At 63.3% G+C, this 25,114-nt stretch carries 28 protein-coding genes; 12 read left to right on the plus strand and 16 right to left on the minus strand.

What is annotated here, in order from left to right; translation table 11 throughout:
- Positions 1 to 71 precede the first annotated feature (71 nt).
- The gene (gene coxB / locus J4D52_RS06875) at positions 72 to 1,199 is read right to left on the minus strand and encodes a cytochrome c oxidase subunit II (protein WP_053276832.1); all 1,128 of its coding nucleotides are present in this window, start codon (positions 1,197 to 1,199) and stop codon (positions 72 to 74) included.
- A gap of 372 nt (positions 1,200 to 1,571) precedes the next feature.
- Between coxB and J4D52_RS06880 the strand changes: the two genes are divergently transcribed.
- The gene (locus J4D52_RS06880) at positions 1,572 to 2,222 is read left to right on the plus strand and encodes a hypothetical protein (RefSeq protein ID WP_025806830.1); all 651 of its coding nucleotides are present in this window, start codon (positions 1,572 to 1,574) and stop codon (positions 2,220 to 2,222) included.
- 149 nt (positions 2,223 to 2,371) lie between these two features.
- Here J4D52_RS06880 and J4D52_RS06885 read toward each other — a convergent pair whose 3' ends face one another.
- From J4D52_RS06885 to J4D52_RS06910, 6 genes are all read right to left on the minus strand, one after another.
- Positions 2,372 to 3,940 carry a SulP family inorganic anion transporter gene (locus J4D52_RS06885; protein WP_063433594.1) on the minus strand — a complete coding sequence of 523 codons (1,569 nt, stop codon included), beginning with the start codon at positions 3,938 to 3,940 and terminating at the stop codon, positions 2,372 to 2,374.
- Positions 3,941 to 4,030: 90 nt separating this feature from the next.
- Entirely contained in the window at positions 4,031 to 4,765 is a 735-nt protein-coding gene (locus tag J4D52_RS06890) for a carbonic anhydrase (RefSeq protein WP_009046260.1), read from the minus strand.
- Between the two features lie 385 nt (positions 4,766 to 5,150).
- On the minus strand, positions 5,151 to 6,209 hold the full coding sequence (locus J4D52_RS06895; RefSeq protein WP_102676290.1) for a PA0069 family radical SAM protein: 1,059 nt from the start codon (positions 6,207 to 6,209) through the stop codon (positions 5,151 to 5,153).
- A 147-nt stretch (positions 6,210 to 6,356) separates the two neighbouring features.
- Positions 6,357 to 7,682, minus strand: coding sequence for a cytochrome c (locus J4D52_RS06900; RefSeq protein ID WP_063433590.1), 1,326 nt, complete (start codon positions 7,680 to 7,682; stop codon positions 6,357 to 6,359).
- 12 nt (positions 7,683 to 7,694) lie between these two features.
- Entirely contained in the window at positions 7,695 to 9,479 is a 1,785-nt protein-coding gene (locus tag J4D52_RS06905) for a GMC family oxidoreductase (protein WP_025806833.1), read from the minus strand.
- A 2-nt stretch (positions 9,480 to 9,481) separates the two neighbouring features.
- On the minus strand, positions 9,482 to 10,225 hold the full coding sequence (locus J4D52_RS06910; RefSeq protein ID WP_063433588.1) for a gluconate 2-dehydrogenase subunit 3 family protein: 744 nt from the start codon (positions 10,223 to 10,225) through the stop codon (positions 9,482 to 9,484).
- 305 nt (positions 10,226 to 10,530) lie between these two features.
- On the opposite strand from J4D52_RS06910, the gene J4D52_RS06915 reads away from it, so the two are divergent.
- Complete coding sequence (locus J4D52_RS06915; protein ID WP_063433586.1) at positions 10,531 to 11,187, plus strand: tyrosine-protein phosphatase; 657 nt, start codon at positions 10,531 to 10,533, stop codon at positions 11,185 to 11,187.
- A gap of 135 nt (positions 11,188 to 11,322) precedes the next feature.
- Here J4D52_RS06915 and J4D52_RS06920 read toward each other — a convergent pair whose 3' ends face one another.
- Positions 11,323 to 11,610: a YheV family putative zinc ribbon protein gene (locus J4D52_RS06920; protein ID WP_009046254.1), complete on the minus strand. Its 288-nt coding sequence runs from the start codon at positions 11,608 to 11,610 to the stop codon at positions 11,323 to 11,325.
- A complete protein-coding gene (gene prlC / locus J4D52_RS06925) occupies positions 11,607 to 13,658 on the minus strand; it encodes an oligopeptidase A (protein WP_063433584.1) in 2,052 nt (683 codons plus the stop codon). Before prlC ends, J4D52_RS06920 begins: the two co-directional genes overlap by 4 nt.
- 102 nt (positions 13,659 to 13,760) lie before the next feature.
- Here prlC and J4D52_RS06930 point away from each other — a divergent pair, with 102 nt between their 5' ends.
- Entirely contained in the window at positions 13,761 to 14,306 is a 546-nt protein-coding gene (locus J4D52_RS06930; protein WP_025806838.1) for a gamma carbonic anhydrase family protein, read from the plus strand.
- 28 nt (positions 14,307 to 14,334) lie between these two features.
- Positions 14,335 to 14,985, plus strand: coding sequence for an HAD family hydrolase (locus tag J4D52_RS06935; RefSeq protein WP_025806839.1), 651 nt, complete (start codon positions 14,335 to 14,337; stop codon positions 14,983 to 14,985).
- A 15-nt stretch (positions 14,986 to 15,000) separates the two neighbouring features.
- Here J4D52_RS06935 and J4D52_RS06940 read toward each other — a convergent pair whose 3' ends face one another.
- On the minus strand, positions 15,001 to 16,080 hold the full coding sequence (locus J4D52_RS06940; RefSeq protein ID WP_063433582.1) for an aminopeptidase: 1,080 nt from the start codon (positions 16,078 to 16,080) through the stop codon (positions 15,001 to 15,003).
- Positions 16,081 to 16,139: 59 nt separating this feature from the next.
- Between J4D52_RS06940 and J4D52_RS06945 the strand changes: the two genes are divergently transcribed.
- A complete protein-coding gene (locus J4D52_RS06945; protein WP_063433580.1) occupies positions 16,140 to 16,553 on the plus strand; it encodes a hypothetical protein in 414 nt (137 codons plus the stop codon).
- 42 nt (positions 16,554 to 16,595) lie between these two features.
- Positions 16,596 to 17,015 carry a hypothetical protein gene (locus J4D52_RS06950; protein WP_025806842.1) on the plus strand — a complete coding sequence of 140 codons (420 nt, stop codon included), beginning with the start codon at positions 16,596 to 16,598 and terminating at the stop codon, positions 17,013 to 17,015.
- Positions 17,016 to 17,019: 4 nt separating this feature from the next.
- Here J4D52_RS06950 and J4D52_RS06955 read toward each other — a convergent pair whose 3' ends face one another.
- Positions 17,020 to 17,259, minus strand: coding sequence for a DUF1161 domain-containing protein (locus tag J4D52_RS06955; protein WP_025806843.1), 240 nt, complete (start codon positions 17,257 to 17,259; stop codon positions 17,020 to 17,022).
- Positions 17,260 to 17,476: 217 nt separating this feature from the next.
- Positions 17,477 to 17,908, minus strand: coding sequence for an OsmC family protein (locus J4D52_RS06960; protein ID WP_025806844.1), 432 nt, complete (start codon positions 17,906 to 17,908; stop codon positions 17,477 to 17,479).
- A gap of 242 nt (positions 17,909 to 18,150) precedes the next feature.
- On the opposite strand from J4D52_RS06960, the gene J4D52_RS06965 reads away from it, so the two are divergent.
- Complete coding sequence (locus tag J4D52_RS06965; RefSeq protein ID WP_063433577.1) at positions 18,151 to 19,152, plus strand: LLM class flavin-dependent oxidoreductase; 1,002 nt, start codon at positions 18,151 to 18,153, stop codon at positions 19,150 to 19,152.
- A 67-nt stretch (positions 19,153 to 19,219) separates the two neighbouring features.
- Here J4D52_RS06965 and J4D52_RS06970 read toward each other — a convergent pair whose 3' ends face one another.
- Entirely contained in the window at positions 19,220 to 19,444 is a 225-nt protein-coding gene (locus J4D52_RS06970; protein ID WP_063433575.1) for a DUF1161 domain-containing protein, read from the minus strand.
- 130 nt (positions 19,445 to 19,574) lie between these two features.
- Positions 19,575 to 19,790: a dodecin gene (locus J4D52_RS06975; RefSeq protein ID WP_025806847.1), complete on the minus strand. Its 216-nt coding sequence runs from the start codon at positions 19,788 to 19,790 to the stop codon at positions 19,575 to 19,577.
- Positions 19,791 to 19,949: 159 nt separating this feature from the next.
- On the opposite strand from J4D52_RS06975, the gene J4D52_RS06980 reads away from it, so the two are divergent.
- Positions 19,950 to 20,276 (plus strand): YqjD family protein, encoded by a 327-nt coding sequence (locus J4D52_RS06980; protein ID WP_025806848.1) that lies wholly within the window; start codon positions 19,950 to 19,952, stop codon positions 20,274 to 20,276.
- Here J4D52_RS06980 and J4D52_RS06985 read toward each other — a convergent pair.
- Positions 20,273 to 21,166 carry a LysR family transcriptional regulator gene (locus J4D52_RS06985; protein ID WP_063433572.1) on the minus strand — a complete coding sequence of 298 codons (894 nt, stop codon included), beginning with the start codon at positions 21,164 to 21,166 and terminating at the stop codon, positions 20,273 to 20,275. The two genes, J4D52_RS06980 and J4D52_RS06985, sit on opposite strands and share 4 nt — an antisense overlap.
- A 129-nt stretch (positions 21,167 to 21,295) precedes the next feature.
- On the opposite strand from J4D52_RS06985, the gene trpB reads away from it, so the two are divergent.
- The 3 genes from trpB to J4D52_RS07000 all read left to right on the plus strand — a co-directional run bounded on the left by trpB (position 21,296) and on the right by J4D52_RS07000 (position 23,932).
- Positions 21,296 to 22,531, plus strand: coding sequence for a tryptophan synthase subunit beta (trpB, locus tag J4D52_RS06990; protein ID WP_009046242.1), 1,236 nt, complete (start codon positions 21,296 to 21,298; stop codon positions 22,529 to 22,531).
- Positions 22,531 to 23,343, plus strand: a complete 813-nt coding sequence (trpA, locus tag J4D52_RS06995; RefSeq protein ID WP_097306349.1) for a tryptophan synthase subunit alpha — start codon at positions 22,531 to 22,533, stop codon at positions 23,341 to 23,343. Before trpB ends, trpA begins: the two co-directional genes overlap by 1 nt.
- Positions 23,344 to 23,464: 121 nt before the next feature.
- Complete coding sequence (locus J4D52_RS07000) at positions 23,465 to 23,932, plus strand: anti-virulence regulator CigR family protein (RefSeq protein WP_102676291.1); 468 nt, start codon at positions 23,465 to 23,467, stop codon at positions 23,930 to 23,932.
- 121 nt (positions 23,933 to 24,053) lie between these two features.
- Here J4D52_RS07000 and J4D52_RS07005 read toward each other — a convergent pair whose 3' ends face one another.
- The gene (locus tag J4D52_RS07005; RefSeq protein ID WP_053276814.1) at positions 24,054 to 24,380 is read right to left on the minus strand and encodes a DOPA 4,5-dioxygenase family protein; all 327 of its coding nucleotides are present in this window, start codon (positions 24,378 to 24,380) and stop codon (positions 24,054 to 24,056) included.
- A gap of 80 nt (positions 24,381 to 24,460) precedes the next feature.
- Here J4D52_RS07005 and J4D52_RS07010 point away from each other — a divergent pair, with 80 nt between their 5' ends.
- A complete protein-coding gene (locus J4D52_RS07010) occupies positions 24,461 to 25,111 on the plus strand; it encodes an NAD(P)-dependent oxidoreductase (RefSeq protein WP_102676292.1) in 651 nt (216 codons plus the stop codon).
- Positions 25,112 to 25,114: the final 3 nt, after the last annotated feature.

The following is a 25,114-nucleotide window of genomic DNA, read 5'->3' on the forward strand; positions in this document are numbered from 1 at the left end:
TGTAAACGGTTGGGCTGGACGATCGAGGGCGACACGCCCCGAGCGGCTGCGGGAACACGCAATAGACCGGGTCATTTGCTTTCCGCCTGTTTCAGAGCCAGGACATCCTTGGGCGTCACCATGTCGCCCTTGTTGTTGCCCCAGGCGTTACGTTCGTAGGTGATTACCGCTGCCAGGTCGACTTCCGACAGCTGCTTGCCGAAGGCCGCCATGGCGGTGCCGGGCTTGCCGTGGAAGACGATGTTCAGGTGATCCGCCACCGGCCCGGTGGCGATCTTCGAGCCCTTGAGCGCCGGGAACATCGGCGGCAGGCCCTGGCCCTCGGCCTGGTGACAGGCCACGCAGGTGGTGTGGTAGACCTTGTCGCCACGGGCCACCAGCTCTTCGAGGGTCCATTCCTTGCTAGTCAGCTCCTTGAGCTTGAGGGCTTCGGCCTTGCGTTCGCCCAGCCAGGTGTCGTAGTCGGCCTGGGTCTTCACATCGACCACGATCGGCATGAAGCCGTGGTCCTTGCCGCACAGTTCGGCGCACTGCCCGCGATACAGGCCGGGCTTGTCGACCCGGGTCCAGGCTTCGTTGACGAAACCTGGGATCGCATCGCGCTTGACCGCGAAGGCCGGGACCCACCAGGAATGGATGACGTCGGCGGAGGTCACCAGAAAGCGCACCTTGGCGCCGATCGGCAGCACCAGCGGCTGATCGACTTCCAGCAGGTAATGCTCGCCCTTGGCACTCTGGTTATGAATCTGTTCGGCGGGGGTGGTCAGGTTGCTGAAGAACTCGACGTCCTGGCCCAGGTATTTGTAGTGCCACTTCCACTGATAGCCGGTGATCTGGATATCCACATCCGGCTCACTGGCGTCGTACATCTTGATCAGGGTCGCGGTAGCGGGAACGGCCATGGCCACCAGGATCAGCAGCGGCACCACCGTCCAGAGGATTTCCACCGTCGTGCTTTCGTGGAACTTGGCGGCCACCTGGCCGGTGGAGCGGCGGTGCACGATCATCGACCAGAACATGGCGCCGAAGACAATGACGCCGATCACCACACAGATCCAGAAGATGGTCATGTGCAGGTCGAATACCGCGTGACTTATATCAGTCGCTCCAGGCGCCATATTCACGGTCCAGGCGCCATGCGCCTGGCTGAATACCGACCACAACAGGAGGCCCATCCAGACTTGTGGATGTCGCATCATTGCGGGTTCCCCTTATCGTTCTTGTTATCCCGCCGGCTTTCACCTGCGGCCAAGGGATCGGCTGCCCAGACTACGAACTTAAACCGCCGAGCCTTCGCTGCACATGCAGTCGGGCGTCATCAGCTAACTTCATACAGACCCGAGTATAGACAGCGACTTCGACCTCGCAACGCGGTGCTGTAAATCCAATGAAACAGTTTGCCGCGGCCTTATAGGCCACGGTTGGAAAGGGATAGGGGATGAATGATGGCGAAGCGATATAACTCAGACGACTAACCATGAAATAATTATGAGAAATACGTCTTAAGCGATTTCGTGAGCAGGCTAACTTATGTCTTCCCTAATTAATTGCCCTTGTTTCCTGGAGTATTCATGAACACCGCCGCATTGCGCGAGCAGATCCAACGAGCCCATCAACATGAGTCCAGCACCGGGCATTTGCGCCGTCAGCTGGAAACCCAATTGCCGCACCTGCACCCCGCCATCCTGCTCCCCGAAGTGGACGCCCAGGGGGTGATGACCCGTTTTGTCGCCGCTTATATAGATCAGGTTCCCGACCTGCTGGACGCCGCCAACGAAGTCGCGCGCGAAGCCGGCATCGAGTCGCAGATCAAGCCAGTGCTGAAGATCGCCGAGCAGTTCTTCCTCCAGCCGCCCGCCATCATGGCCGGCCACGAAGGCCTGGACGGCCTGCTGGACGAAGCCTATCTGGCCCATCGCCTGGTGGAAGAGGTCAACGACCTGTACATCACCCATTTCGGCCAGCCGCTGATCCCGCTGGACACCACGGTGGCCAACCTGATCGCCCACCAGTTGATCGGCGAAACCTTCGCCAACCAGCTGGACGAAGCGGTGCACCATGCGGTCGACGCGATGCTCAATGAAGAGAGCTTCGCCCTGGAGTCGGTCGAGGCCTACCGTGAGAAGCTCAACAGCCCCGACACCGACGCCGCCTGGAAACGCTGGCCGTGCCTGTCGCGCCAGTTGGGCGTGGAGCTGGAACTCGACCAGCCGGCTGCCTGAGTCTATTCATCGCCCGCAGCCGTGCTCCTGAAGGATCTGTAGGAACGAGCGGGCGGCGATCCGACTTGCCCGCGATGAACGCTGACGCGGTCCGGTAGACAGACCGCGGCGCGGCCATCGCACGCAAGCTGTGCTCCTACAGAAGCGCTTTACGCCCGGCTCAGGCCTTTGACTTCCAGCTTCGAGGCCGGACTCACGCCCACGTTGGTGTGCAAACGCCCCTCCAGCCGACGCTTCAACCCGCGCGACTCGATCACCAGCTTCGAGCCCTTGGCCGCATTGGCCCGTCCCCACTCCTCGAGCAGTTCCAAGCAGGCATGGTCGATATAGCCCAGGTTATTGAGCGGCACATGCACCGTGGTGCCCGGCGGAATGCTGCCCAGCGCCTGGGTCAGGGCCGGCACCTTGAGGAAGGTCGCGGCGCCCACCAGGCGCAACTCCATTTCGCCTGCGGCCGGCAGGTCCACCAGGCTGATCTTCAGCCGCGAAGCGCCCCAGGCCAGTTTCACCAGGGTCAGGCCAAAGCCGATCAGCACACCGGTCAGCAGGTCGGTGAAGACAATCGCCAGCGCGGTCACGCCGTAGGTCAGCATCGGCATCGGCCCATAACGGCCCAGCTTGCGGAACGACTTGAGGTCCACCAGCTTGAACCCGGTGTACACCAGCACGCCCGCCAGGCTGGCCACCGGAATGCTTTGCAGCACGCTGGACAGCAACAGCACGAACGCCAGCAGCCACAGGCCGTGGAAGATCGCCGACAGCCGCGTGGTCGCGCCCGCCTGGACGTTGGCCGAACTGCGTACTATCACCCCGGTCATCGGCAAGGCGCCGAGCAACCCGCAGAGCATGTTGCCGATCCCTTGCGCCGACAGTTCACGGTCGAAATCCGAACGCGTACCGCTGTGCATGCGATCCACCGCGGCGGCGGACAGCAGGGTTTCAGCGCTGGCGATAAAGGCCACGGCAAAGGCCGCGATCAGCAGTGCCGGGTCCGCCAGGTTGAGCAGGTCGGCCGGACGCAGCCAGTCAATCGCCTCGGCGAGGTTTTCCGGCACCTCGACCCGCTTGACCTGCAACGCCAGGGCCAGGCTGGCAAAGGTCGCCAGGCCGACACCCAGCAGGGCGCCGGGGATAAAGCGCAGCGAATGCGGGCGCAGTTTTTCCCACAGGAACATCACCGCCATGGTCGACAGGCCAAGCAACCCGGCCTGCCAGCCAAAGCCGCCGCCCAGGCTCGGCAGAGCCTGGGCCACCGCCTCGGGGAAGCCCGCGAGGTTATCCAGGCCGGACGCCTGGGGCTGGGCGTCGAGCATCACGTGCACCTGGGAGAGCACGATCAACACCCCGATCCCGGCAAGCATGCCGTAGACCACCGCCGGCGCCGTGACCCGAAACCAGCAGCCCAGGCGCAGGCGCCCGGCCACCAGTTGCAGGAAACCCGCCAGCAACAGGATCGGCCCGAGCATGGCGATACCGTGCTGGCGCACCAGTTCGAACACCAGGACCGCCAGCCCCGCGGCCGGACCGCTGACCTGCAAGGGCGAGCCGGCCAGCCAGCCCACCACCAGGCCACCGATGATCCCGGTGATCAAACCCTTGGCCGGCGGCATGCCGGAAGCGATGGCAATACCCATGCACAAGGGCAGGGCCACCAGAAACACCACCACGGAAGCGAGCAGCTCCCGTGGCAAAACAGCTTTCAGTTGTGCTGCACGCATGATGATTCTCCCGAAGCTTTCTTCAGGCGCGGCAAAGCCTGACCGCGCTGACGGCAGTCATGGCTGAACCCCACTGGGATTTAGGAGGATTTAGAAGCGCGCTTTAGGCGTCGCAACCGGGATCGGGTGGCGTCCGTCCAACGGCAGGAAACACCCTTGATCCGCGTCGTAGGCTTTGATTTCGCTGGTTTCGATGTTGTACACCCAGCCATGGATGAACAATTGGCCGTTGGCCATGCGCGAAGCCACCGAAGGGTGGGTGCGCAAATGCTGCAACTGGGCGATGACGTTCTCTTCGGTCAGCACATGCATGCTGGCGTTCTCGTCGGCGCAGTCACAGTTCTCCTGAACCATGGTCTTGGCCACTTCGGCGTGGCGCAGCCAGGCTTTGACCGTCGGCATCTTTTCCAGGCTCTGCGGGTTGAGCACCGCGCGCATGGCGCCGCAGTCGGAATGGCCGCAAACGATGATGTGGTGCACTCCCAGCGCCATGACCGCGTATTCGATGGCCGTGGACACGCCGCCGTTCATCTGCCCGTAGGGCGGTACCACGTTACCGACGTTGCGGGTCACGAACAGGTCGCCCGGGGCACTCTGGGTAATCAGTTCGGGAACGATGCGCGAATCCGCGCAGGCAATGAACATCGCCCGCGGCCGCTGGGCCGTGGCGAGTTTCTTGAACAGTTCTTCCTGCTGCGGGAAGACCTCGTGATGAAAATGCAAAAAGCCGTCAACTATTATCTGCAGCGCTGCGTCGGCGCTTTCGGCGACCTCTGTGGACGCTGAAGCCGACGCAGCCAACGGCTGTTTATCCTTGTCACTCATGATTCATCCTCTTCGACGGATTAGGCTCTGTCGAAAAGTGGCTGCGCTCGGTCATGCTGCGTTAAAAACAGGCTCGGAATGCTCATTTAGGCCCCTAAACTCCGCTTCCTCGCCTGTTTTTGCCTTGCCTGACCTTCGCTCGCCGACTTTTCGCTCAGACCCTTAGGTGAATTTTCCAGTTTTATCCGGCACGACGCCAGCGATTGATTAAAAAACAACCAGCCCGCTGACAGCAACCCAAAGGTCACTCGATGAACAAAGTAGCCTTCCAAACTTAACTCAAACTGAACGGAGCGCTCTAAAACGCCACTATTGGCGATGCAAAAAGGTGACCAGCCTATAGAAGCGGGTGCACCGACACTACTCCACCATAGGCCAATAACCCCTACAGCAACGACATCTGCCCACCCGGCGGACAGAAGGCCGTGCAGTCGAGGTTGTAGCCTTCGCGCCGATCGAGCCCCAGGCGTTTGCTGGCCTTGGCGAAACGCTGCGCCAACAGGGCCGCGAAGGGGCCTTCGCCGCGCATCCGTGCACCAAAACGGCTGTCGTACAGCTCGCCGCCGCGACACTGGCGGATCAGGCTCAGGACATGGGCCGCCCGCTGCGGGTAGTGGGCGTTGAGCCATTCCTCGAACAGCGGCGCTACTTCCAGGGGCAGGCGCAGCATCATGTAGGCCGCGCTTTGCGCGCCCGCGGCATGGGCCTCGGCGAGCAGGCTTTCCAGCTCGCTGTCGTTGATCATCGGAATCATCGGCGAACACAGCACCCCCACGGGAATCCCCGCCTCGCGCATCACCCGGATCGCTCGCAATCGCGCCTTGGGCGCCGCCGCCCGGGGTTCGAGGATGCGCTTGAGCTCGTCGTCCAGGGTGGTCAGGCTGATCATCACCGCCACCAGCCGCTGCTCGGCCAGTTCGACCAACAGATCGAGATCGCGCAGGATCAACGAGCCCTTGGTGACGATGGTCACCGGGTGCCGGTAGCGCAGCAGCACCTCCAGGGTCCGGCGGGTCAGTTGGTGCTCACGCTCGATGGGCTGGTAGGGGTCGGTGTTGGAACCCAGGTTGATCGGCGCGCACTTGTAGCCGGGCTTGGACAGCTGCTGTTCCAGCATCGCCGCGGCATTGGTCTTGGCGATCAGCTTGGTCTCGAAATCCAGCCCCGGCGACAGGTCCCAATAGGCGTGACTGGGCCGCGCATAACAATAGATGCAGCCATGCTCGCAGCCGCGATAGGGATTGATGGAGCGATCGAAGGGCAGGTCCGGCGAGCTGTTGCGGGTGATGATGGATTTCGCCGTCTCAAGGCGCACCTCGGTGCCCTGGGTCAGCGGGGCTTCCTGGTACCAGCCGTCGTCGAAGGCCACCGAGCGCTGGGGCGCAAAACGGTTGTGCGGGTTGATCGCGGTGCCACGGCCGCGCGGGGGCAGGGGACTGAACATGGGAGGCGCTCCATTACTGTATTTATATACAGTAATGGAGCCTGGAACATCTGCCTAGCGCCGCTGGGCTGAAAACGCGCCTGGCGGCGCGCATCGCGGGCAAGTCGGATCGCCGCCTGCTCGCTCCTACAGGAGCGAAGCATGCGATCAACTGCCGCTGTGGGTCTTCACTTGCCCCAGATCGTCATTCGAGGTGCTTTGCAGGTCGCCCTTGCGCAGCCCCGCCACATCCGCCGCTTTCACCTCTGAGCCCTGGTTGCCCCAGCTGGTGCGGATGAAGTTGACCACATCGGCCACCTCCTGGTCCGACAGGCGCCAGGCAAAAGCCGGCATGGTGAAGGTCGATGGCGCGGTGTGGGTGGCCGGCAAGGTGCCGCCCTTGAGCACGATATGGATCAGCGACGTGGCATCGGCGCTTTGCAGCACCGGGTTGCCCGCCAGCGCCGGGAACACCCGGGTATAGCCATGGCCGTCGGTACGGTGGCACGCCGCGCAGTTGTCGATGTACACCGACGCCCCCGGCTTGCTGTCGTCACCTTTCCACAACGCCTCGGCCACCGCCTTGTCGTACTGGTGCGGCTGGTCGTTGGCATCCACCGCCGGCAGCGACTTGAGGTAACGGGCGATGGCCGTCAGGTCCTCCTCGGACATGTACTGCATGCTGTGCACCACCACGTCGCTCATGCCGCCGAACACCGCGCCGCGGTCGCTGCGGCCGGTCTTGAGAAACTGCACCAGCTGCTCTTCGCTCCAACTGCCGAGGCCGTCCTTGTGGTCGCCGCGCAGGCTCTTGGCGATCCAGCCTTCCAGCGGCGCGCTGCCGGCCAGGAACTGGCTGCCTTCGCTCGCGCTCAGGGCTTTCTCCTGCATGGTCAGGGCGCGCGGCGTGTGGCAGGCGCCACAGTGGCCGAGGCCTTCCACCAGGTAGGCACCGCGGCTGACCACCGGGTCTTCCGCAGCCTGCGCCTGGCCACTGCCTTGCAGGCCCGCCACGCTCGGCGCGAACATCCAGCGCCAGCCCGCCAACGGCCAGCGCATGCTCAGCGGCCAGGGGATGTCGCTGTCGCGGTTCTCCTGGACCACAGGCGCCACGCCTTGCATGAAGTAGGCATACAGCGCCTGCATGTCGGCATCGCTGACCCGCGCATAGGACGGGTAGGGCATGGCCGGATACAGGCTGCTGCCGCTCTTGGCCACGCCATGGCGCACGGCCTTGTCGAAGTCGTCGAAGCTGTACTCGCCGATGCCGGTCTTGTCCGGGGTGATGTTGGTGGAGTAGATCGTGCCGATCGGGGTTTCCATCGGCAGGCCGCCGGCGAACGGCTTGCCGTCCTTGGCGGTGTGGCAGGCCACGCAGTCACCGGCGCGGGCCAGGTATTCGCCCTGTTTGATCAAGGCTTGTTGATCGGTTTCGGCTGCGCTGAGGGAAGCGCTGCCGAGCAGGGCCAGGGTCGCGATAACGAGGGTTTTCATGGTCATCGCTCCTTATGCCTGGACCAGCGGGCCGGGGTTCTTCAGGTACTGCTCGCGGATCGCGCGGGCCGACCAGTAAGTCAACGCGGCCACCAGGCCGGTCGGGTTGTAGCCCAGGCCCTGGGGGAAGGCCGAAGCGCCCGGGACGAATACGTTGTGCACGTCCCAGCTCTGCAGGTAACGGTTCAAGGCACTGGTTTTCGGGTCGGTGCCCATGATCGCGCCACCGTTGAGGTGGGTGGTCTGGTAGGACGCGGTGTTGAAGTGCTCACCGACCTTCTTGCCCAGCACCGCGATGGCCTTGGGGTTCATCGCCTCGGCGATCTTGCCCATCTTCTCGACCATGAAGCGGTTCATCTTGATGTCGTTTTCCTGCCAGTCGAAGGTCATGCGCAGCAGCGGCAGGCCATAAGCGTCGCGGTACACCGGATCGAGGTCGAGGTAGTTGCCGCGGTAGGACTGGTGGGCGCCGTGGGCGTCCATCGACACCTGGTGGGTGTAGTAGTCGGCGGTGGCCTTCTTCCAGGCGCTGCCCCAGGCCGGGGTGCCCGGCGGGTTGGAGGTGCCGGCGATCGGCCGGCTGCCGGCCTGGTTGACCCAGAACGGCGAACCACCGACGAAGCCGTGGGGGCCGTGGTCGAAGTTGTCGGCGTTGAAGTCGTCCACCGCCACGCCATTGCCGCCGGCGCCGATGAAGTTGTTGGTGTGCACGTCCTTGTCGAAGTAGGCCTTGATGGTGGCCATGTTCTGGTAGGCGAAGTTCTTGCCCACCACGCCTTCGCCAGTGATCGGGTCGTACGGCTTGCCGATGCCGGACAGCAGCATCAGGCGCACGTTATGGAACTGGAAGGCGCCGAGGATCACCAGGTCAGCCGGCTGCTCGATCTCGCGGCCCTGGCCGTCGACATAGGTGACGCCAGTGGCCTTGGTCTTGGTGCTGTCGAGGTTGACCTTGAGCACGTGGGAGTTGGGGCGCAGCTCGAAATTCGGCAGCGGCTTGAGGGCCGGCAGAATGTTCACGTTCGGCGAAGCCTTGGAGTACATGTAGCAAACGTAGCCGCTGCAGAACCCGCAGAAGTTGCACGGCCCCATTTGCGCGCCATAGGGGTTGGTGTACGGCCCCGAGGTGTTGGCCGACGGCAGGTTGTACGGCTTGTAGCCAACTTCGCCGGCGGCTTTCTGGAACAGCTGGGCGGAGTAGGTGTTCTTCTGCGACTCCAGCGGGAAATGGTCCGAACGGTCCGGCGCGTAAGGGTTGCCGCCCTTGCCTTCACCGACCAGTTGGCCTTTCACGGTCCAGGCCTGGCCCGAGGTACCGAAGACTTTTTCCGCGTAGTCGAAGAACGGCTCCAGCTCTTCGTAGGTGACGCCGAAGTCCTGGATGGTCATGTCCTTGGGGATGAAATTCTTGCCGTAGCGCTCTTCATAGTGACTGCGCATGCGCAGCTCGATCGGGTCGGCGCGAAAATGCACGCCGGACCAGTGCAGGCCGGCGCCGCCGACGCCATTGCCCGGCAGGAACGCGCCCAATTGGCGGTTCGGCAGGGCCACGTCGTTGACGCTGTGGCGAATGGTCACCGTCTCCCGGGAGATGTCCTGGAAGAGCTTCTTGCGCACGCTGTAGGTGAGCTCGTCGATCACCTGCGGGTAATTGCCGTCCGGGTAGGTGTCCTGCATCGGCCCGCGCTCCAGCGCCAGCACGTTGAGCCCGGCCTCGGTCAGCTCCTTGGCCATGATCGCGCCGGTCCAGCCAAACCCGACGATCACTGCGTCGACCTTCTTCATTACCGTTGCCATGCTCAAGCCCTCTCGCCGCGAATCGACACTGCCGGGAAAGGGTATTGCTCGTTGCGTTCCACCCAGTCCATGAAGTCGGCGCGCGCGCCGGGGAAGCCGATCAACGTCCAGCCGACCATGCCTTTATTGCCGCCGTGGATCGGGTCGCAGAAGAACCCTTCCTTGGTGTTTTGCAGCAAAAGGTTGAAGAAAATCTTCGGCGGAACGCTGTCGAATTCGGGTTTTCCCGCTTCAAGCTGCTTGAGCAAATCGTCTCGGGTAGCGCTGTCTTGCGCGGCAAATGTTTTACCGTTGAAGGCTTTCGACCAAGCATCCGTCGCGGCAATGCCCAGGCGATAGATCTCCTTGGGCACCAGTTTGCTCTGCCAGCCCATCTCCGGCGCGGCGTCGGCGTTGAACGGGCCTTGCATGTACCACAGGGCACCCGCGGCGTAGGGGGTGTTCATCTGCCGGTCGATGTATTCCGGCACGCCGGCTTCCAGGGCGCCCGGGCCTTGTTCGTCGGCCGGGATCAGGCGCTCTACCGCGGCCTGGACAAAGGCCCATTCTTCGGCGGTGAAGTAGGTCGGCTGGTAAGCCTCGGTGCTGACCGGGGTTCGGGCAGGCTCCACCGGCTTGGGCGCTTCGGGAGCGGCCATCAGCATCGAACTGCCCAGGCCGGTACTGGCGACCGTGACCACCGGGATCAAGGTCAGGGATTTGCGCAAAAACTCACGCCGCGGGTTGTCTTGATCGTGATCAGACATGGGGGACACCTCACACTAGGCATTCACGGGTTGGGCAGCCGCGTCATGGCGTGGCTTGTCGTTCTGGCGGCGCAACGGGTCGATCCCGACGCCGGGAAAAGCACAGTTCAGCAAACTTTGGTTACAAATGGTAGCAGGCTAAGCATTCAAATGAATCGCTTCAGTAGGAAAAAAGTACCGATTAGCGGGAAAAAAACTGCATCGCGTCTGCTTCACGTTTCTTTGACGAGCCCCTCACAGGACGTTGACCGGCCCGGATGGAAGCTAGGCTCCCTCCATCCCCCTTTCCGCTCACGGCCTTCTGCATGCACAACTCTCGTATCCTTCCCGCCCTCTGCCTGTCCCTGCTGACGCTGCTCGCCTGGCCCCAGGCGCAAGCCGCCGAAACCGGCGCGACCCGCCCGGCCCAGTGGGCCCAGCCCGTGGAAACCCACTACAACCTGTACCAGATGTCGCCGACGCTGTACCGCAGCGCCTTGCCGGACAGCCGCGCCGTGGCTTTGCTGGAAAAGCTCAAGGTGGGCACGGTGATCAACTTCCTGCCGGAGTCCGATTCCAGCTGGCTACAGGCCCCGGGCATCAAGCAGGTGCAACTGCCTTACCGGACCAATCACGTGGATGACGCCGACGTGCTGGCGGCCTTGCGCGCGATCCAGAGCGCGGAAAACGATGGGCCAGTGCTGATGCACTGCAAGCACGGCTCGGACCGTACCGGCCTGATGTCGGCGATGTATCGGGTGGTGGTTCAGGGCTGGAGCAAGGAGGAGGCGCTGAATGAAATGACCGAAGGCGGGTTTGGCGACAGTTCCCACTTCAAGGACGGCATTCGCTACATGATGCAGGCCGATGTCGACAAATTGCGCACCGCCCTGGCCAATGGCGATTGCAGCACCAGCGTGTTCGCCACCTGTTCGGTGAAGAGCTGGTTCGAGACGGTGAGCGCCAGCAAGCCGGTAAATTGACCAGCTGCGTGGAGCTGCAGAATTGAGCTTCGACCGCACCCCGATAGGAGCCAAGCTTGCTGGCGACTAAAGCACCGCGGTGTATCTGATACACCGCTATCGTGCGCAAGCTGCGCTCCTACAGGGGATTTGCAGTTACTTGGGCTCGTCGGTCTTTTTCTTCAACTTGGGGTTGGGGAAAAACTGCACCGACTGGACCTTGGCATCCGGCACCTTGAGGGCCGTGGTGTTGACCCGCGTGCCCAGCTCCTTGGGCACCGACAGGCCCTGTTCATTCAGGGTGTCGGAATACCCGCAGGCCACGCACTCGCGATGGGGAACGTCGTCTTCGCTCCACATCATCAACTTGTCCTGCTCGCTGCACGCCGGGCAGACCGCCCCGGCGATAAAGCGTTTTTTCGTCTTCACTGGCCCCTCGCTCATGCCGCTGCGTCCTCGCTCAGGCCGCTGTGACGCAAGAGTGCGTCAATCGACGGTGCACGTCCGCGGAAGTCGACGAACAGCACCATCGGCTCCTGGGAACCGCCGCGAGCCAGGATCGCTTCGCGGAACGCGCGACCGGTCTCGGCATTCAGCACGCCTTCTTCCTCGAACTTCGAGAAGGCATCGGCCGACAGCACTTCGGCCCACTTGTAGCTGTAGTAACCCGCCGCGTAACCGCCGGCGAAGATGTGGGCGAAGCTGTTGGGGAAGCGGTTGTAGGCCGGCGGACGCATCACCGAGACCTCGTCGCGCACGCCTTCGAGCACTTGCAGCACGGCACGGCCGTCGCCGTGGGTGGCATGCAGTTCGAAGTCGAACAGCGAGAACTCCAGCTGGCGCACCATCATCAGGCCGGACTGGAAGTTCTTCGCCGCGAGCATTTTTTCCAGCAGGTCCTGGGGCAGCGGCTCGCCGGTTTCATAGTGACCGGAGATCAGCGCCAGGCCTTCCGGCTCCCAGCACCAGTTCTCCATGAACTGGCTCGGCAGCTCCACCGCATCCCAGGCCACGCCGTTGATACCGGAAACGCCGGAGTACTCGACGCGGGTCAGCAGGTGATGCAGGCCATGGCCGAATTCGTGGAACAGGGTGGTGACTTCATCGTGGGTCAGCAGGGCAGGCTTGCCGCTGTCGGCCGGGGTGAAGTTGCACACCAGGTTGGCCACCGGGCTTTGCAGCACGCCTTCGAAAGTGCGGCGACGGTCGCGGGCGCCGTCCATCCAGGCACCGCCACGCTTGTTGGCGCGGGCATACAGGTCGAAGAAGAAGCGGCCCACGTGCTGGCCGTTTTCCTTGATCTCGAACAGGCGCACGTCCGGGTGCCAGGTGTCGAAGCCTTTCAGTTCGGCGATCTCGATGCCGTACAGGCGCTGGACGATGGCGAACAGGCCGCCCAGCACCTTGTCGATCGGGAAGTAGGCGCGCAGGGTTTCCTGGGACACGCTGTAGCGCTGCTCGCGCAGCTTCTCGCCGTAGAAACCGCTGTCCCAGCTTTGCAGGTCCGGGCAGCCCTGTTCGGCGGCGTAGGCCTTGAGCTGTTGCAGGTCCTGGGTGGCGAACGGTTTGCTGCGCTTGGCCAGGTCCCGCAGGAAACTCAGCACCTGGTCGCTGGACTCGGCCATCTTGGTGGCCAGGCTCAGCTCGGCGAAGTTGGCGTAGCCCAGCAGCTGGGCCAGCTCCTGGCGCAGGTCGAGGATTTCTTCCATGACCGGGCCGTTGTCGTTCTGGCCGGCATTCGGGCCCTGGTCCGAGGCGCGGGTGCAGTAGGCGGCGTAGACTTCTTCGCGCAGCGCGCGGTCTTGGGCGTAGGTCATCACCGCGTAGTAGCTGGGGAATTCCAGGGTGATCAGCCAGCCTTGCAGATCCTTGGCCTGGGCCGCGGCAGCCATCTGCGCCTTGGCCGAAGCGGTCAGGCCGGCCAGGGCCGCTTCGTCGGTGACGTGCTTGGTCCAGGCCTGGGTGGCGTCAAGCAGTTGGTTGGAGAAGCGGCTGCCCAGTTCGGAGAGCTTGCTCTGCACTTCGGCGTAACGCTTCTGCTGCTCGGGCGGCAGGTCGATACCCGACAGGCGGAAGTCACGCAGGGAGTGTTCCAGGATAGTTTTCTGCGCCACGTCGAAACCGGAGGCTTCCGGGCTGCCCGCCAGGGCTTCGAAGGCCTGGAACAGCTCAGGGTTCTGCCCCAGTTCAGTGGCGTAGGCGCTCAGGGCAGGCAGGCAGGACTCGTAGGCCTCGCGCAGTTCGGCGCTGTTGCACACGGCATTGAGGTGGCTGACCGGACTCCAGGCCGCGCCCAGGCGGTCGTTGAGTTCGTCCATGGCCAATACCAGGCCGGCCCAGGTCGGTTGCGTGCCCTGGTTCTTGAGGATTTCAGCGATGGCGGCGCGGTTGTCAGCCAGGATCTGTTCGATGGCCGGCTGTACGTGCTCGGCGCGGATCGCCGAAAACGGCGGCAGGTCGTAGGGCTGCAGAAGAGGGTTGTTCACACTCACGGTTGGCACCTTGGCTGGAAGAAACGTGGCCCCATCTTAATTACAATCGACGCACACCGCAGCTATCGCCCCCATTAATAAATGTCAGAACAGGTATCCAACTTGGCCATTCGCAGCTATCAGAACCACACGCCCATCCTTGGCCCGCGGGCCTTCGTCGATAGTTCGGCGGTGGTGATCGGCGACGTCGAAATCGGCGCCGACAGCTCGGTCTGGCCACTGACGGTGATCCGCGGCGACATGCACCGCATCCGCATCGGCGCCCGCACCAGCGTGCAGGACGGCAGCGTGCTGCACATCACCCACGCCGGCCCCTTCAACCCGGACGGCTTCCCGCTGCTGATCGGCGACGACGTGACCATCGCCCACAAGGTGATGTTGCACGGTTGCAGCGTCGGCAGCCGGGTGCTGATCGGCATGGGCAGCATCGTCATGGACGGCGCGGTGGTGGAAGACGACGTGATCGTCGGCGCCGGCAGCCTGGTGCCGCCGGGCAAACGCCTGGAAAGCGGCTTTCTCTACGTGGGTAGCCCGGTGAAACAGGCCCGCCCGCTGACCGACAAGGAGCGTGCGTTCTTCACCTACAGCGCCGCCAACTACGTGAAGCTCAAGGACCTGCACCTGGCCGAAGGTTACGATCAGGCTTGAGCCCCCTACCCACTGCCCAGGAATCCCCATGCATTACCAAACCGTTCTGTTCGACCTCGATGGCACCCTGACCGACCCGCGCGAAGGCATTACCCGCTCGATCCAGTTCGCCCTCGGCAAGCTGGGCATCGACGAACCCGACCTGAGCAAGCTGGAACACTTTATCGGCCCGCCGCTGTTGCAGGCGTTCATGCAGTTCTATGGCTTCGACGAAGCCAAGGCCTGGGAGGCGGTGAATTTCTACCGCGAGCGTTTCAAGGTCACCGGCCTGTATGAAAACCGCGTGTTCGACGGTGTCACGCCTCTGCTGGAAACCCTAAGTGGGCAGGGCCGCCAGCTGTACATCGCAACGTCCAAGCCGTGGGTGTACGCCCGCGAGATCGCCCGGCATTTCGATTTCGCCCGGCACTTCAAGGTGATCTACGGCAGCGAACTGGACGGCACCCGCACCGACAAGGTCGAGCTGATCCGCCACCTGATCGGCGAAGAAGGCCTGGACCCGAGCGATACCCTGATGATCGGCGACCGCAAGCACGACCTGATCGGCGCCCGAAACAACGGGCTGGATGCGGCGGCGGTGGGTTACGGCTTCGGCAGCCACGAAGAACTGAGCGCCGAGGCACCGGCCTATCACTTCCAGACCCTGGATGAACTGCATCAGGCGTTCCTGCAGCGCTGAGCCGATAGCGTCCTTTCAGGCGCCATCCATCAATGCTTGCAGCGCTGCCTTGCGCTTTTCAGCCGGCAGCGCGCCGAGTTTCTCCACAGCCTGGTAAAACGCCGGCCAATCGCCGTTCACCTGCTTGAACAAGGCGGCAAATGCCGGCACCCACTGGTCGTACAGGCCGAAAGGCAGCAGCCTGGCATTGTTCAGCGGGGTATTGATCCAGAAGTCGTAGCGCGAGTCGCCGTGCCATTGGCTGTCCTTCAGCTGTCGGTAATCCCGGCGCAGCTGTTCGAACTCGGCGGCCTTGCGCTGGCGCATCTGCTCGGCGGGCAGCGGTAGGGCATACAGGCGTTCCAGGCGCTGGCGGGTATCGAGGATCAGTTGGATGAACTGGTCCTTCTGCTTGACCAAGGCATCGCTGGCCGGCGGCAGGTTGCGCGCCGCGCGCCATTGCCGGGTGCCTTCCTGCTCGACGAAGGTGGCGAAGGACTCGTTGAACTCGGTGTCGTCCTTCACATAAAAGCGCTGATGGGCCAGCTCATGGAAGATCAGGGTCGCCAGGCGCTCGTCGCCCCAATGCAGCATCGAACTGAGGATCGGGTCGTTGAACCAGCCCAGGGTCGAGTAGGCCTCCACCCCGCCGATGGCCACATCCATGCCCTGCTGTTTCTGCAAGGCCGCCTCGCCGCGGGCCGCGCCCTGGCTGTAGTAGCCGCGATAGGCCACGCAGCCGGCAATCGGGAAACAGTGGGTCTTGGGGCTCAGGGAAAACTCGGGGGTGCTGAATACATTCCACACCACGTAGGGCCGGCCAATGTCGGCGTAGAGGCGGTAGCTCTGGTTGTCCGGTAGGTGCAGGTGCTGGCTGGCGAAGCGCCGGGCCTTCTGCGACTGGGTCAGATGGGCACGCAATAAGGGGTCGCGGGCAGGGTCGGCGATGACCTGTTCGACCGGCGTGCGGGCCCGCAACAGCTGCCATTGGCCACTGGCCAGCTGGCCGTAGTAACCCACGCTGGAACAACCGTTGAGCAGCAAGAGCGCCAGGCCCGGAAACAAAAAGCGTAAAAGATGATCAAGTAACCCATGGCTTGAACGCGGCCTAATCAAATCGAATCATCCTTCGAGAGTCTGCCCCCAAGACTATCTCGCCTGCCTGGAGTTTCGCTATGCGCGTGTTGCTGCTGACCACCGGACTGTTGACCCTGAGCGGCTGTGCCGGATTGCCCGCCCCCGATCCGACGCAAGCCTGGATCGACCTCGACAGCCACCAGGACACCGCGCTGCAGGCGCTGGAGGTCGACGAAAAGGCCTGGGCGGACCGCCGATATTTCGAGGTCCAGCCCGGCAACCATGAGCTGAAGGTGCGCTACCGGTTCGCCGTGGAGCCCAGCAATATCGGCCCGGACAGCGAACCCCTGTGGCGCGACTGCCAGCTGAATGTGAAGTACAAGGACTTCAACGCCGGCCAGCGTTATCAGCTGCAGACTGGCAATATCGGCTTCCGGCCCTGGGCCAAGCTCTATGACCAGCAGCGCAATCTGGTGGGTACCGGCCAACCGGCGGGCTGCCAGCGCACCTGATCGGCGCTATGCTTGAGGCCTTTCCCCGGACGGCCCGACCTCATGCGCCAAGCCTTGCTGCTCCTTGCCCTGACCGGCCTCGTTGCCTGCTCCAGCCCCCTGCCGGCGGTGGATCCGCAACAGGCCTGGGTCGATTTCTCCACCCCGACGCCGGGCGGCAAGCTGCTGATGGCCGAGCGCCTGGACAACCAGCGCCTGAACGATGGCCGCTACTTCCAGGTCACCCCGGGCAGTCATGAGTTGATGGTGCGTTTCGATTTCGAGGTGTTCAGCGGACGCCTCGGCATGATGAACGATCCAGCGGAACGCCTGTGCTACCTGAGCCTGCGCTACGACCATTTCGAAGCCGGCCAGCGTTACCTGCTGGAAGCCCGCTCGCTGGGTTTCTCTCCCAGTGCCCGGCTGTACAACGCCAAGCGTGAGCTGCTGGCCGAAGACCATATGGTCAACTGCGTGATCTGATCGATCAGCTGTCGTTTCGCTGATAGATGATTGCCTTGGTGCCGTTTTCGCAGGTACCGACCACCATGGCCACGTCATGTTTTTCGGCTTCCTCCTTGCTGACAATCTCCAGGGTGTAGGAGGGCACGGCGTTGGCCTGGATCTTGATTTCAATCTCTTTCTTGAGTTCTTCGCAGTCCTTCGGGTCCGCCAGGGCCGAGGTGGCCAGCGCGCAACAAACAACTGCCAGGGCAAAACGTTTCATGTGTGGAGCTCCCTTGATGCAGCGCCCAAGGTCATGGGCTGAGCCTGCAGTCATGCATTCGACCACATTTTCATGAAGCGAGTTCTGACGCCGCGCATATCTGGCGCAGGGGTTTTGCCAAGAGAACGCCATCGCGAGCCAGCGAACGGCGACCGGTTGCTCCTGCAAAAGGCCGCGTTCGCGGGCTCGCGATGGGATGTAGCGGTTCGACCGTGGCTCAGCTGACCAGCGTCGCATCCAGGCTGATCTTGGCGTTCAGCACCTTGGATACCGGGCAACCTTCCTTGGCCTTCTTGCTCAGTTCATCGAACTGCTGCTGGCTGGCGCCGGGAATCTTCGCCTTGAGGATCAGGTGTACCGCGGTGATCGCAAAACCGCCATCGACCTGGTCCAGCGTCACTTCGGCATGGGTGTCGATGCTGTCGGCCTTGAGCCCGGCCTCGCCGAGAATCATCGAGAAGGCCATGGAAAAACACCCCGCGTGCGCGGCGCCGATCAGTTCTTCCGGGTTGGTGCCCTTGCCGCCTTCGAAACGTGCCTTGAAACCGTAGGGCGCTTCGCGCAGTACCCCGGTTTCAGTGGAAATCGAGCCAATGCCGGTTTTCAGGTCCCCTTCCCAGTGAGCCGATGCTTTCTTGATGATGCTCATGCCTGTCTCCTCGAGAACGGGCGCGAAAGGCCGCGCCCTTGTGGTTTTCTGCTACTCAGGGTTCTAGAGGATAGAAGGCCCGGCGAAGTTCATCCTGCCTGAATCCACCGTTTATCCGGACAGCAAATTCAGCTTGGCTATTGAAACTCGGGTATATGCCCACATTGCATGAAACAGGCTTACAGCATTCGGCAGGTTTTGGCTCATGACAAAGGCCTGCACACCACTGGAGAAGCAGGCTTATGAAACCACTGTCCGACGTTAAGTTTTCCACCCTCGACCTGGTCCCCGTGCGCGAGGACGGCAGCCCGGCGCAATCGCTGCGCAATTCCCTGGACCTGGCCCGCCATGTAGAAAAATTCGGCTACACCCGCTTCTGGGTCGCCGAGCACCACAACATGGACGGTATCGCCAGCTCCGCGACCTCGGTGCTGCTGGGCTATCTGGCCGGCGGCACCTCGAGCATTCGCGTCGGCTCCGGTGGCGTGATGCTGCCCAACCATGCGCCGCTGGTGATCGCCGAGCAGTTCGGCACCCTGGAAAGCCTGTATCCGGGGCGTATCGACCTGGGCCTGGGCCGCGCGCCGGGTTCGGACCAGATGACCGCCCGCGCCCTGCGCCGCGAACGTTCCGGCAGCGCTGACGACTTCCCTGAAGACGTGGCCGAACTGATGGCCTACCTCGGCCCACGCACCCCGGAACAACGGGTGATCGCGGTGCCGGGAACCGGTACCCAGGTGCCGGTGTGGCTGCTGGGTTCCAGCCTGTTCAGTGCGCAACTGGCCGGTGAGCGCGGCTTGCCTTACGCCTTTGCCTCGCATTTCGCACCACGCTATATGCACGAGGCGATTCGCGTGTACCGCAATCACTTCAAGCCCTCAGCCGTGCTCGACAAGCCTTACGTGATGCTCGGCGTACCGCTGGTGGCAGCCGATACCGACGAACAGGCCGATTACCTGGCGACCTCGGTGTACCAGCGGATCCTCGCGTTGATGCGCGGCCAGAGCCTGGTGCAGCGCAAACCGGTGAAGAGCATGGACGGCCTGTGGCTGCCCCATGAAAAAGACGCCGTGGGCAGCTTCCTCGGCCTGGCCATGATCGGCAGCCCGGCGAAGATCCGCGCCAAGCTCGACGTGCTGATCGAACAGACCGGCGCCGACGAGCTGATCTTCACCTGCGACCTGTACGAACACGCCGACCGCCTGCATTCCTACGAGCTGCTGGCGCAAGTGATGAAAGGTTGAGGCCTGGGTAATCGCCGGGCACAAAAAAGCCGACGCATCGCGTCGGCTTGTTCATTTCTACAAGGGCTCAGCCACGCTTGTAGACGATTTCCTTGGTACCGCCTTCGCAGGTACCGACCACTTTGCCGCCAGTCGCGCTGCCTTTGTCGACAATTTCCAGCGAATAACCCGACACGCCTTTGGCATCGAGCTTCGCGGCGATTTCGCCTTTCAGCTCTTCGCATGGCTTGCCGGCAGCAAGGGCTGTTCCCGCGACACTCAACAACGCTAAAGCCATTACCAGTTTTTTCATCGGTCACATTCCCTGGTCGAATCAAAAATAAGCGTCAAGCCCCGGCCTGCTCGGCTTCGAGGCAGATATAGCGCTTCGCCATTCCCTATGGCAATCGGCCAGCGCCCAAGTTCAACAGCCTAGCCCAGGTTCAGCTGTTGGCAATCCGGAAGCCGACCTTGAGCGTGACCTGGAAATGCGCGGCCTTGCCATCCCGGATGTGCCCGCGGGTTTCCGTGACCTCGAACCATTCCAGGTGCTTGATGCTTTTGTTGGCTTCGGCCAGCGCATTGTTGATGGCGTCTTCGATGCTGGTAGGGGACGAGCCGACCAGTTCGACTTTCTTGTAGGTGTGATGATCAGACATGGCGTTCTCTCCTTGATGAGGTAGATCAAAGCCTAGCAGCGATTACCGGCAACACTTGGGCAAGCCCCGGCCGATCGGCCCTCAGATTTAATGCACTTTCGCCAGGCCGCGCAGTCGGACCCTTACAGCCCCCTCAATCAACAATGCAGGAGAGCCACCATGGCCAACACTTCGTTACGCAAAGCCTCATTGGAAAGCATGGAAGCCGAGATCGAAAGTCTGCTCAAGTCCCTGGAAAGCCTCAAGGACGATGCTTCGGACGAGTCGCGCAAAACCCTCAAGACGCTGAAAAGCAACGCCGAGAATGCGCTGAGACATTCGCGCAGCCTGCTCAGCGATGCCTATGAAGAAGTCAAAGTGAAAACCCGTGAAACCGGGGTCGCCACCCGCGACTACGCCCAGCAACACCCCTGGACCACTGCCGGCGTCGCCGTGGGCGCGCTGGGCCTGCTGGCCGCTTACCTGCTGTGCAAGCGCGGCAATTAAGGCGTCTGGCGCAGCTCGTTGCGAAGCCACTGCGCCAATTGCCGGGCGCGCCCGTCCGCGGCGCGCTTGGGTAGCCACAACGCCAGTTGCCCTGGGGTTTCACAGAAACCCCAGGGGGCAACCAGGCGCCCGGCGCGCAGGTCCTCGGCCACCAGCGGTTGCGGCGCGATCGCCACGCCCAGCCCGGCCACCGCAGCCTCCAGCAAATAATACAAATGCTCGAAACCCTGGCCAAACTTCAGCGCCCCGGCGTCGATGCCGTTCTGCCGCGCCCAGCTGGGCCAGGCCTGCGGGCGCGAGGTGGTCTGTAGCAATGCCTCGCCGAGCAGCGCACTGGCCGGCGCCTCGCGCAGTTGCTCGTAGCGGCTGTAGCGCGGGCTGAGCACCGGGCCGATGCGTTCGCTGGCCAGTTCATAGACCTGCATGTCCGCCGGCCACGGCGGCTCGGCGAATACCAGCAAGGCATCCAGCCCCGGCCGGCGCGGGTCGAGATCGCCTTCGCCGGCCGACAGGTGCAGGCGCAGGTCCGGCAGGTCGGCATTCAGCCGCCCCAGGCGCGGAATGAACCAGCGCGCCAGCAGGCTGCCGGAACAACCGAGCACGAAGGGCGCATCGGCGGTGCTCTGGCTCAGCTCGGCGCAGACCGTGCGCAGGCGCTCGAAGGCATCGCTGCTGGCATCGCGCAGGCGCACCCCGGCATCTGTGAGTTTCAGGCCGCGCCCCTCCTTGACGAACAGGCTCACCCCAAGATGCTCTTCAAGCACCTTCAACTGGCGGCTGACCGCGCCATGGGTGACGTGCAGCTGCTCGGCCGCCTGACTGACGCTGTTCAGGCGGGCGGTGGCTTCGAAGGCCCGGAGGGCGTTCAGCGGGGGCAGGTCGTGGCTCATGGGATATGTGAGTTTTCCTGACAGGTTGTGGCGATCTTATCGGTTTTCAGCCTGGGGCGTCAGGGGTAGAGTGAACGCCATTGCCTGTCCACGCATTCACCCTTTTGACGAACCACCGGGAGCGCCCCAATGACCCAGACCAATCTGCGCAACGGTCCTGATGCCAACGGCCTGTTCGGCGCGTTCGGCGGCCGTTACGTCGCCGAAACCCTGATGCCGCTGATCCTCGACCTGGCCCGCGAATACGAAGCGGCCAAGGAAGATCCGGAGTTCCTCAAGGAACTGGCCTACTTCCAGCGCGACTACGTCGGCCGTCCGAGCCCGCTGTATTTCGCCGAGCGCCTGACCGAGCACTGCGGCGGCGCCAAGATCTACCTCAAGCGCGAAGAGCTGAACCACACCGGCGCGCACAAGATCAACAACTGCATCGGCCAGATCCTCCTGGCGCGGCGCATGGGCAAGAAACGCATCATCGCCGAGACCGGCGCCGGCATGCACGGCGTGGCCACCGCTACCGTGGCGGCGCGTTTCGGCCTGGACTGCGTGATCTACATGGGCACCACCGACATCGAGCGCCAGCAGGCCAACGTGTTCCGCATGAAGCTGCTGGGCGCCGAAGTAATCCCGGTGGTCGCCGGCACCGGCACCTTGAAGGACGCGATGAACGAGGCTCTGCGTGACTGGGTGACCAACGTCGACAGCACCTTCTACCTGATCGGCACCGTGGCCGGTCCGCACCCTTATCCCGCCATGGTCCGCGACTTCCAGGCGGTGATCGGCAAGGAAACCCGCGAACAGCTGCAAGCCCAGGAAGGCCGCCTGCCGGACAGCCTGGTGGCGTGCATCGGCGGCGGTTCCAACGCCATGGGCCTGTTCCATCCGTTCCTCGACGACAAGAGCGTGCAGATCATCGGCGTCGAAGCCGCCGGCTACGGCATCGAGACCGGCAAGCACGCGGCCAGCCTGAACGGCGGCCTGCCAGGCGTGCTGCACGGCAACCGCACCTTCCTGCTGCAGGACGAGGATGGCCAGATCATCGACGCCCACTCGATTTCCGCTGGCCTCGACTACCCGGGCATCGGCCCTGAACACGCCTGGTTGCACGATATCGGCCGCGTCGAATACACCTCGGTGACCGACGACGAAGCCCTGGCCGCCTTCCACCAGTGCTGCCGCCTGGAAGGCATCATCCCGGCCCTGGAAAGCGCCCACGCCCTGGCCGAAGTGTTCAAGCGCGCGCCGAACCTGCCCAAGGATCACCTGATGGTGGTCAACCTCTCGGGCCGTGGCGACAAAGACATGCAAACCGTGATGCACCACATGGAACACTCTCAACAAGAGCACTCCCAGCAGGAGAAACACTGATGAGCCGCCTGCAAACGCGCTTTGCCGAGCTTAAGCAACAGAACCGCGCCGCCCTGGTGACCTTCGTCACCGCCGGCGACCCGGGCTACGACGCTTCCCTGGCGATCCTCAAAGGCTTGCCGGCAGCCGGCGCCGACGTGATCGAGCTGGGCATGCCCTTCACCGACCCGATGGCCGACGGCCCGGCGATCCAGCTGGCCAACATCCGCGCCCTGGAAGCCAAGCAGAACCTGGCGAAAACCCTGCAGATGGTTCGCGAGTTCCGCGCCGGCAACAACGACACGCCGCTGGTGCTGATGGGTTACTTCAACCCGATCCACCACTACGGCGTGCCACGCTTCATCGCCGAAGCCAAGGAGGCCGGCGTCGACGGCCTGATCGTGGTCGACATGCCACCCGAGCACAACGCCGAGCTGTGCGACCCGTCCCAGGCCGCCGGTATCGACTTCATCCGCCTGACCACGCCGACCACCGACGACGCGCGCCTGCCGAAGGTGCTGAACGGCAGCTCGGGCTTCGTCTACTACGTCTCCGTGGCCGGTGTGACCGGTGCCGGCTCCGCCACCCTGGAGCACGTGGAAGAGGCGGTGACCCGTCTGCGTCGCCACACCGACCTGCCGATCAGCATCGGTTTCGGCATCCGCACCCCGGAGCAGGCCGCGGCTATCGCCCGCCTGGCCGACGGCGTGGTGGTGGGTTCGGCGCTGATCGACCAGATCGCCAATGCCACCAGCTCCGAGCAGGCCGTGGACGGCGTGCTGAGCCTGTGCGCTTCCCTCGCCGAAGGGGTGCGTCAAGCCCGTGTCAGCTGAGGGTAAAGTTCCTGATACAGAGGAATTAGCCTCGGGATCCACAGACTAAACCGGCAAGACCAAGGGGTTCAGAACCAGGTTCTGAACCCCTTTTTGTTGTTCGTGTTCTGAGGAAGACCCGATGAAAATGCCCAAACGCCTGATTGCCGGTCTCGGTGTGCTGATGCTCAGCGCCAGCCCGCTGCTGCACGCGGTCGCCGACCCACGCGACGACCATGATCGCGGAGGCCCGCAACAGGGTCGCTACGACAATCGAGGAGACAATCGCGCGGACAATCATGGCGATGAACATCGCGGCCCGCAGGCCGATCGGCGTGGCAGCCCGCCCCGGGATTTCGGCCCGGTGCGCGAGACCATTCGCGACAATCACGCCTACTTCGTACGTGGCGCGCCACCGCCCCACGGCATCCGTCTGGTGCGCGGTCAGCCGCTGCCTCGCGGCTACTACGGCGAACGCCTGGACAACCGCGCCCTGGCGCACCTGCCGTACTACCAGGGTTATGAATGGCGGCGCATGGGCGCCGATATCGTGCTGATCGCGGTGGGCAGCGGGATCGTCTACGAGATCCTCGACGGCGTGTTGTATTGACCACCCGCTCCTGTAGGAGCACAGCTTGCGTGCGATGAAGGCGATGCGGTGCGTCTGTCACAACGCATCATCGTTCATCGCGGGCAAGTCGGATCGCCGCCCGCTCGCTCCTACGAAAAACTCAAAAAATCGACAGATCCAGCGGCCTGATCGCTCCCATCCAGACCGCATGCTCCGTGTGATCCTTCAGGTCGTCCCCGGTATCCGGGTGCAGGAACACCACCAGCCCGTTGCGATTGAGCGCCAGCCACGGCAGCACCACCCCCAGGTACTGCGGCTCGAACGCCAGCTGGCAGCTCCAGTCCGGATGCGGGCCGACCGGCCGTTCATGCACCCGCCCCATCTTCAACGGAAACAATTGCGCCGCCTGTTCACACAGGGCCCGCGCCTGGTCGATGGTGCTGGCGTCGAAATACACGTGGGCGTGATAGCCCTTGATGCGTTGCATGGAAACCCTCGCGACAAAGTCGAACCCTGGCCATGGCCTACAGGTCAAAATATCACCAGTGTAAAGAAATGAGCCGCGCCATGAAAAATGCCGAAACCCCGGTGGTCAAGCTGGTGCTCTATGGTGCCATGAGCGGCCTGGGCTGCGCGCTGATGGCGGAATTCATGCGGCGCCAGCATGAGGTCATCGCCATCCTCGACGACCTGACGGCCCTCGAGCCCCTTCCCGGTTTGCGTACCAAATGCGGTGACCTGTTCGACGCTGCACGAGTCAGGCAAAGCGTGGCTGGAGGCGATGTGGTGGCCTGCCTGCTGGATGCCCCGGGGCTGCCCATGGGCCTCGAACAGCAGGAAAACCTGCAGCTCGAACCCCGGGAGCAAGTGCGCGCGGTCGAAGCACTGATCGCCGGCATGCAGACCGCGGGCGTCCGACGCCTGTTTCTGGTGGGGAATTTCGAGGTACTGGACCAGCCGGAGATGGAAGGTTACCCAGACCGCCAGGCGGCCGAAGCCATCCTCGACGCGCTGCAAGGCAGCAGCTTGCGCTGGACCTTGGTGAATGCGCCGCAGAGCGTCCCCAGGCTGACCCTGGAGCATTTCAGCCAGCCCGCCGGCAGCCTCCCGCCGAAGCTGGACGAGCCAGTGCAGCGACTGGCGCGGGTGGCTGCCGGCATCGCCGATGAACAGCAACTGAACCTGCATGTGGGCGAACATGTGAACTTCGTGTGTTGAGCC

Origin of the sequence: Pseudomonas sp. GW460-12-10-14-TSB1 (assembly GCF_017349775.1) — a bacterium.
Lineage (GTDB): Bacteria > Pseudomonadota > Gammaproteobacteria > Pseudomonadales > Pseudomonadaceae > Aquipseudomonas > Aquipseudomonas piscium.

What these genes read in the sequence shown, in the direction of transcription:
- J4D52_RS06935 (WP_025806839.1), top strand. Translation starts at nt 14,335, where the DNA reads ATGCATTACCAAACCGTTCTGTTCGACCTCGATGGCACCCTGACCGAC.
- J4D52_RS06955 (WP_025806843.1), bottom strand. Translation starts at nt 17,259, where the DNA reads ATGAAACGTTTTGCCCTGGCAGTTGTTTGTTGCGCGCTGGCCACCTCG.
- J4D52_RS07005 (WP_053276814.1), bottom strand. Translation starts at nt 24,380, where the DNA reads ATGCAACGCATCAAGGGCTATCACGCCCACGTGTATTTCGACGCCAGC.
- J4D52_RS06905 (WP_025806833.1), bottom strand. Translation starts at nt 9,479, where the DNA reads ATGGCAACGGTAATGAAGAAGGTCGACGCAGTGATCGTCGGGTTTGGC.
- J4D52_RS06895 (WP_102676290.1), bottom strand. Translation starts at nt 6,209, where the DNA reads ATGTTCAGTCCCCTGCCCCCGCGCGGCCGTGGCACCGCGATCAACCCG.
- J4D52_RS06890 (WP_009046260.1), bottom strand. Translation starts at nt 4,765, where the DNA reads ATGAGTGACAAGGATAAACAGCCGTTGGCTGCGTCGGCTTCAGCGTCC.
- J4D52_RS07000 (WP_102676291.1), top strand. Translation starts at nt 23,465, where the DNA reads ATGAAAATGCCCAAACGCCTGATTGCCGGTCTCGGTGTGCTGATGCTC.
- J4D52_RS07010 (WP_102676292.1), top strand. Translation starts at nt 24,461, where the DNA reads ATGAAAAATGCCGAAACCCCGGTGGTCAAGCTGGTGCTCTATGGTGCC.
- trpB (WP_009046242.1), top strand. Translation starts at nt 21,296, where the DNA reads ATGACCCAGACCAATCTGCGCAACGGTCCTGATGCCAACGGCCTGTTC.
- coxB (WP_053276832.1), bottom strand. Translation starts at nt 1,199, where the DNA reads ATGATGCGACATCCACAAGTCTGGATGGGCCTCCTGTTGTGGTCGGTA.
- J4D52_RS06960 (WP_025806844.1), bottom strand. Translation starts at nt 17,908, where the DNA reads ATGAGCATCATCAAGAAAGCATCGGCTCACTGGGAAGGGGACCTGAAA.
- trpA (WP_097306349.1), top strand. Translation starts at nt 22,531, where the DNA reads ATGAGCCGCCTGCAAACGCGCTTTGCCGAGCTTAAGCAACAGAACCGC.
- J4D52_RS06920 (WP_009046254.1), bottom strand. Translation starts at nt 11,610, where the DNA reads ATGAGCGAGGGGCCAGTGAAGACGAAAAAACGCTTTATCGCCGGGGCG.
- J4D52_RS06900 (WP_063433590.1), bottom strand. Translation starts at nt 7,682, where the DNA reads ATGAAAACCCTCGTTATCGCGACCCTGGCCCTGCTCGGCAGCGCTTCC.
- J4D52_RS06975 (WP_025806847.1), bottom strand. Translation starts at nt 19,790, where the DNA reads ATGTCTGATCATCACACCTACAAGAAAGTCGAACTGGTCGGCTCGTCC.
- J4D52_RS06885 (WP_063433594.1), bottom strand. Translation starts at nt 3,940, where the DNA reads ATGCGTGCAGCACAACTGAAAGCTGTTTTGCCACGGGAGCTGCTCGCT.
- J4D52_RS06945 (WP_063433580.1), top strand. Translation starts at nt 16,140, where the DNA reads ATGCGCGTGTTGCTGCTGACCACCGGACTGTTGACCCTGAGCGGCTGT.
- J4D52_RS06970 (WP_063433575.1), bottom strand. Translation starts at nt 19,444, where the DNA reads ATGAAAAAACTGGTAATGGCTTTAGCGTTGTTGAGTGTCGCGGGAACA.
- J4D52_RS06985 (WP_063433572.1), bottom strand. Translation starts at nt 21,166, where the DNA reads ATGAGCCACGACCTGCCCCCGCTGAACGCCCTCCGGGCCTTCGAAGCC.
- J4D52_RS06880 (WP_025806830.1), top strand. Translation starts at nt 1,572, where the DNA reads ATGAACACCGCCGCATTGCGCGAGCAGATCCAACGAGCCCATCAACAT.
- J4D52_RS06910 (WP_063433588.1), bottom strand. Translation starts at nt 10,225, where the DNA reads ATGTCTGATCACGATCAAGACAACCCGCGGCGTGAGTTTTTGCGCAAA.
- J4D52_RS06915 (WP_063433586.1), top strand. Translation starts at nt 10,531, where the DNA reads ATGCACAACTCTCGTATCCTTCCCGCCCTCTGCCTGTCCCTGCTGACG.
- J4D52_RS06965 (WP_063433577.1), top strand. Translation starts at nt 18,151, where the DNA reads ATGAAACCACTGTCCGACGTTAAGTTTTCCACCCTCGACCTGGTCCCC.
- J4D52_RS06950 (WP_025806842.1), top strand. Translation starts at nt 16,596, where the DNA reads ATGCGCCAAGCCTTGCTGCTCCTTGCCCTGACCGGCCTCGTTGCCTGC.
- J4D52_RS06980 (WP_025806848.1), top strand. Translation starts at nt 19,950, where the DNA reads ATGGCCAACACTTCGTTACGCAAAGCCTCATTGGAAAGCATGGAAGCC.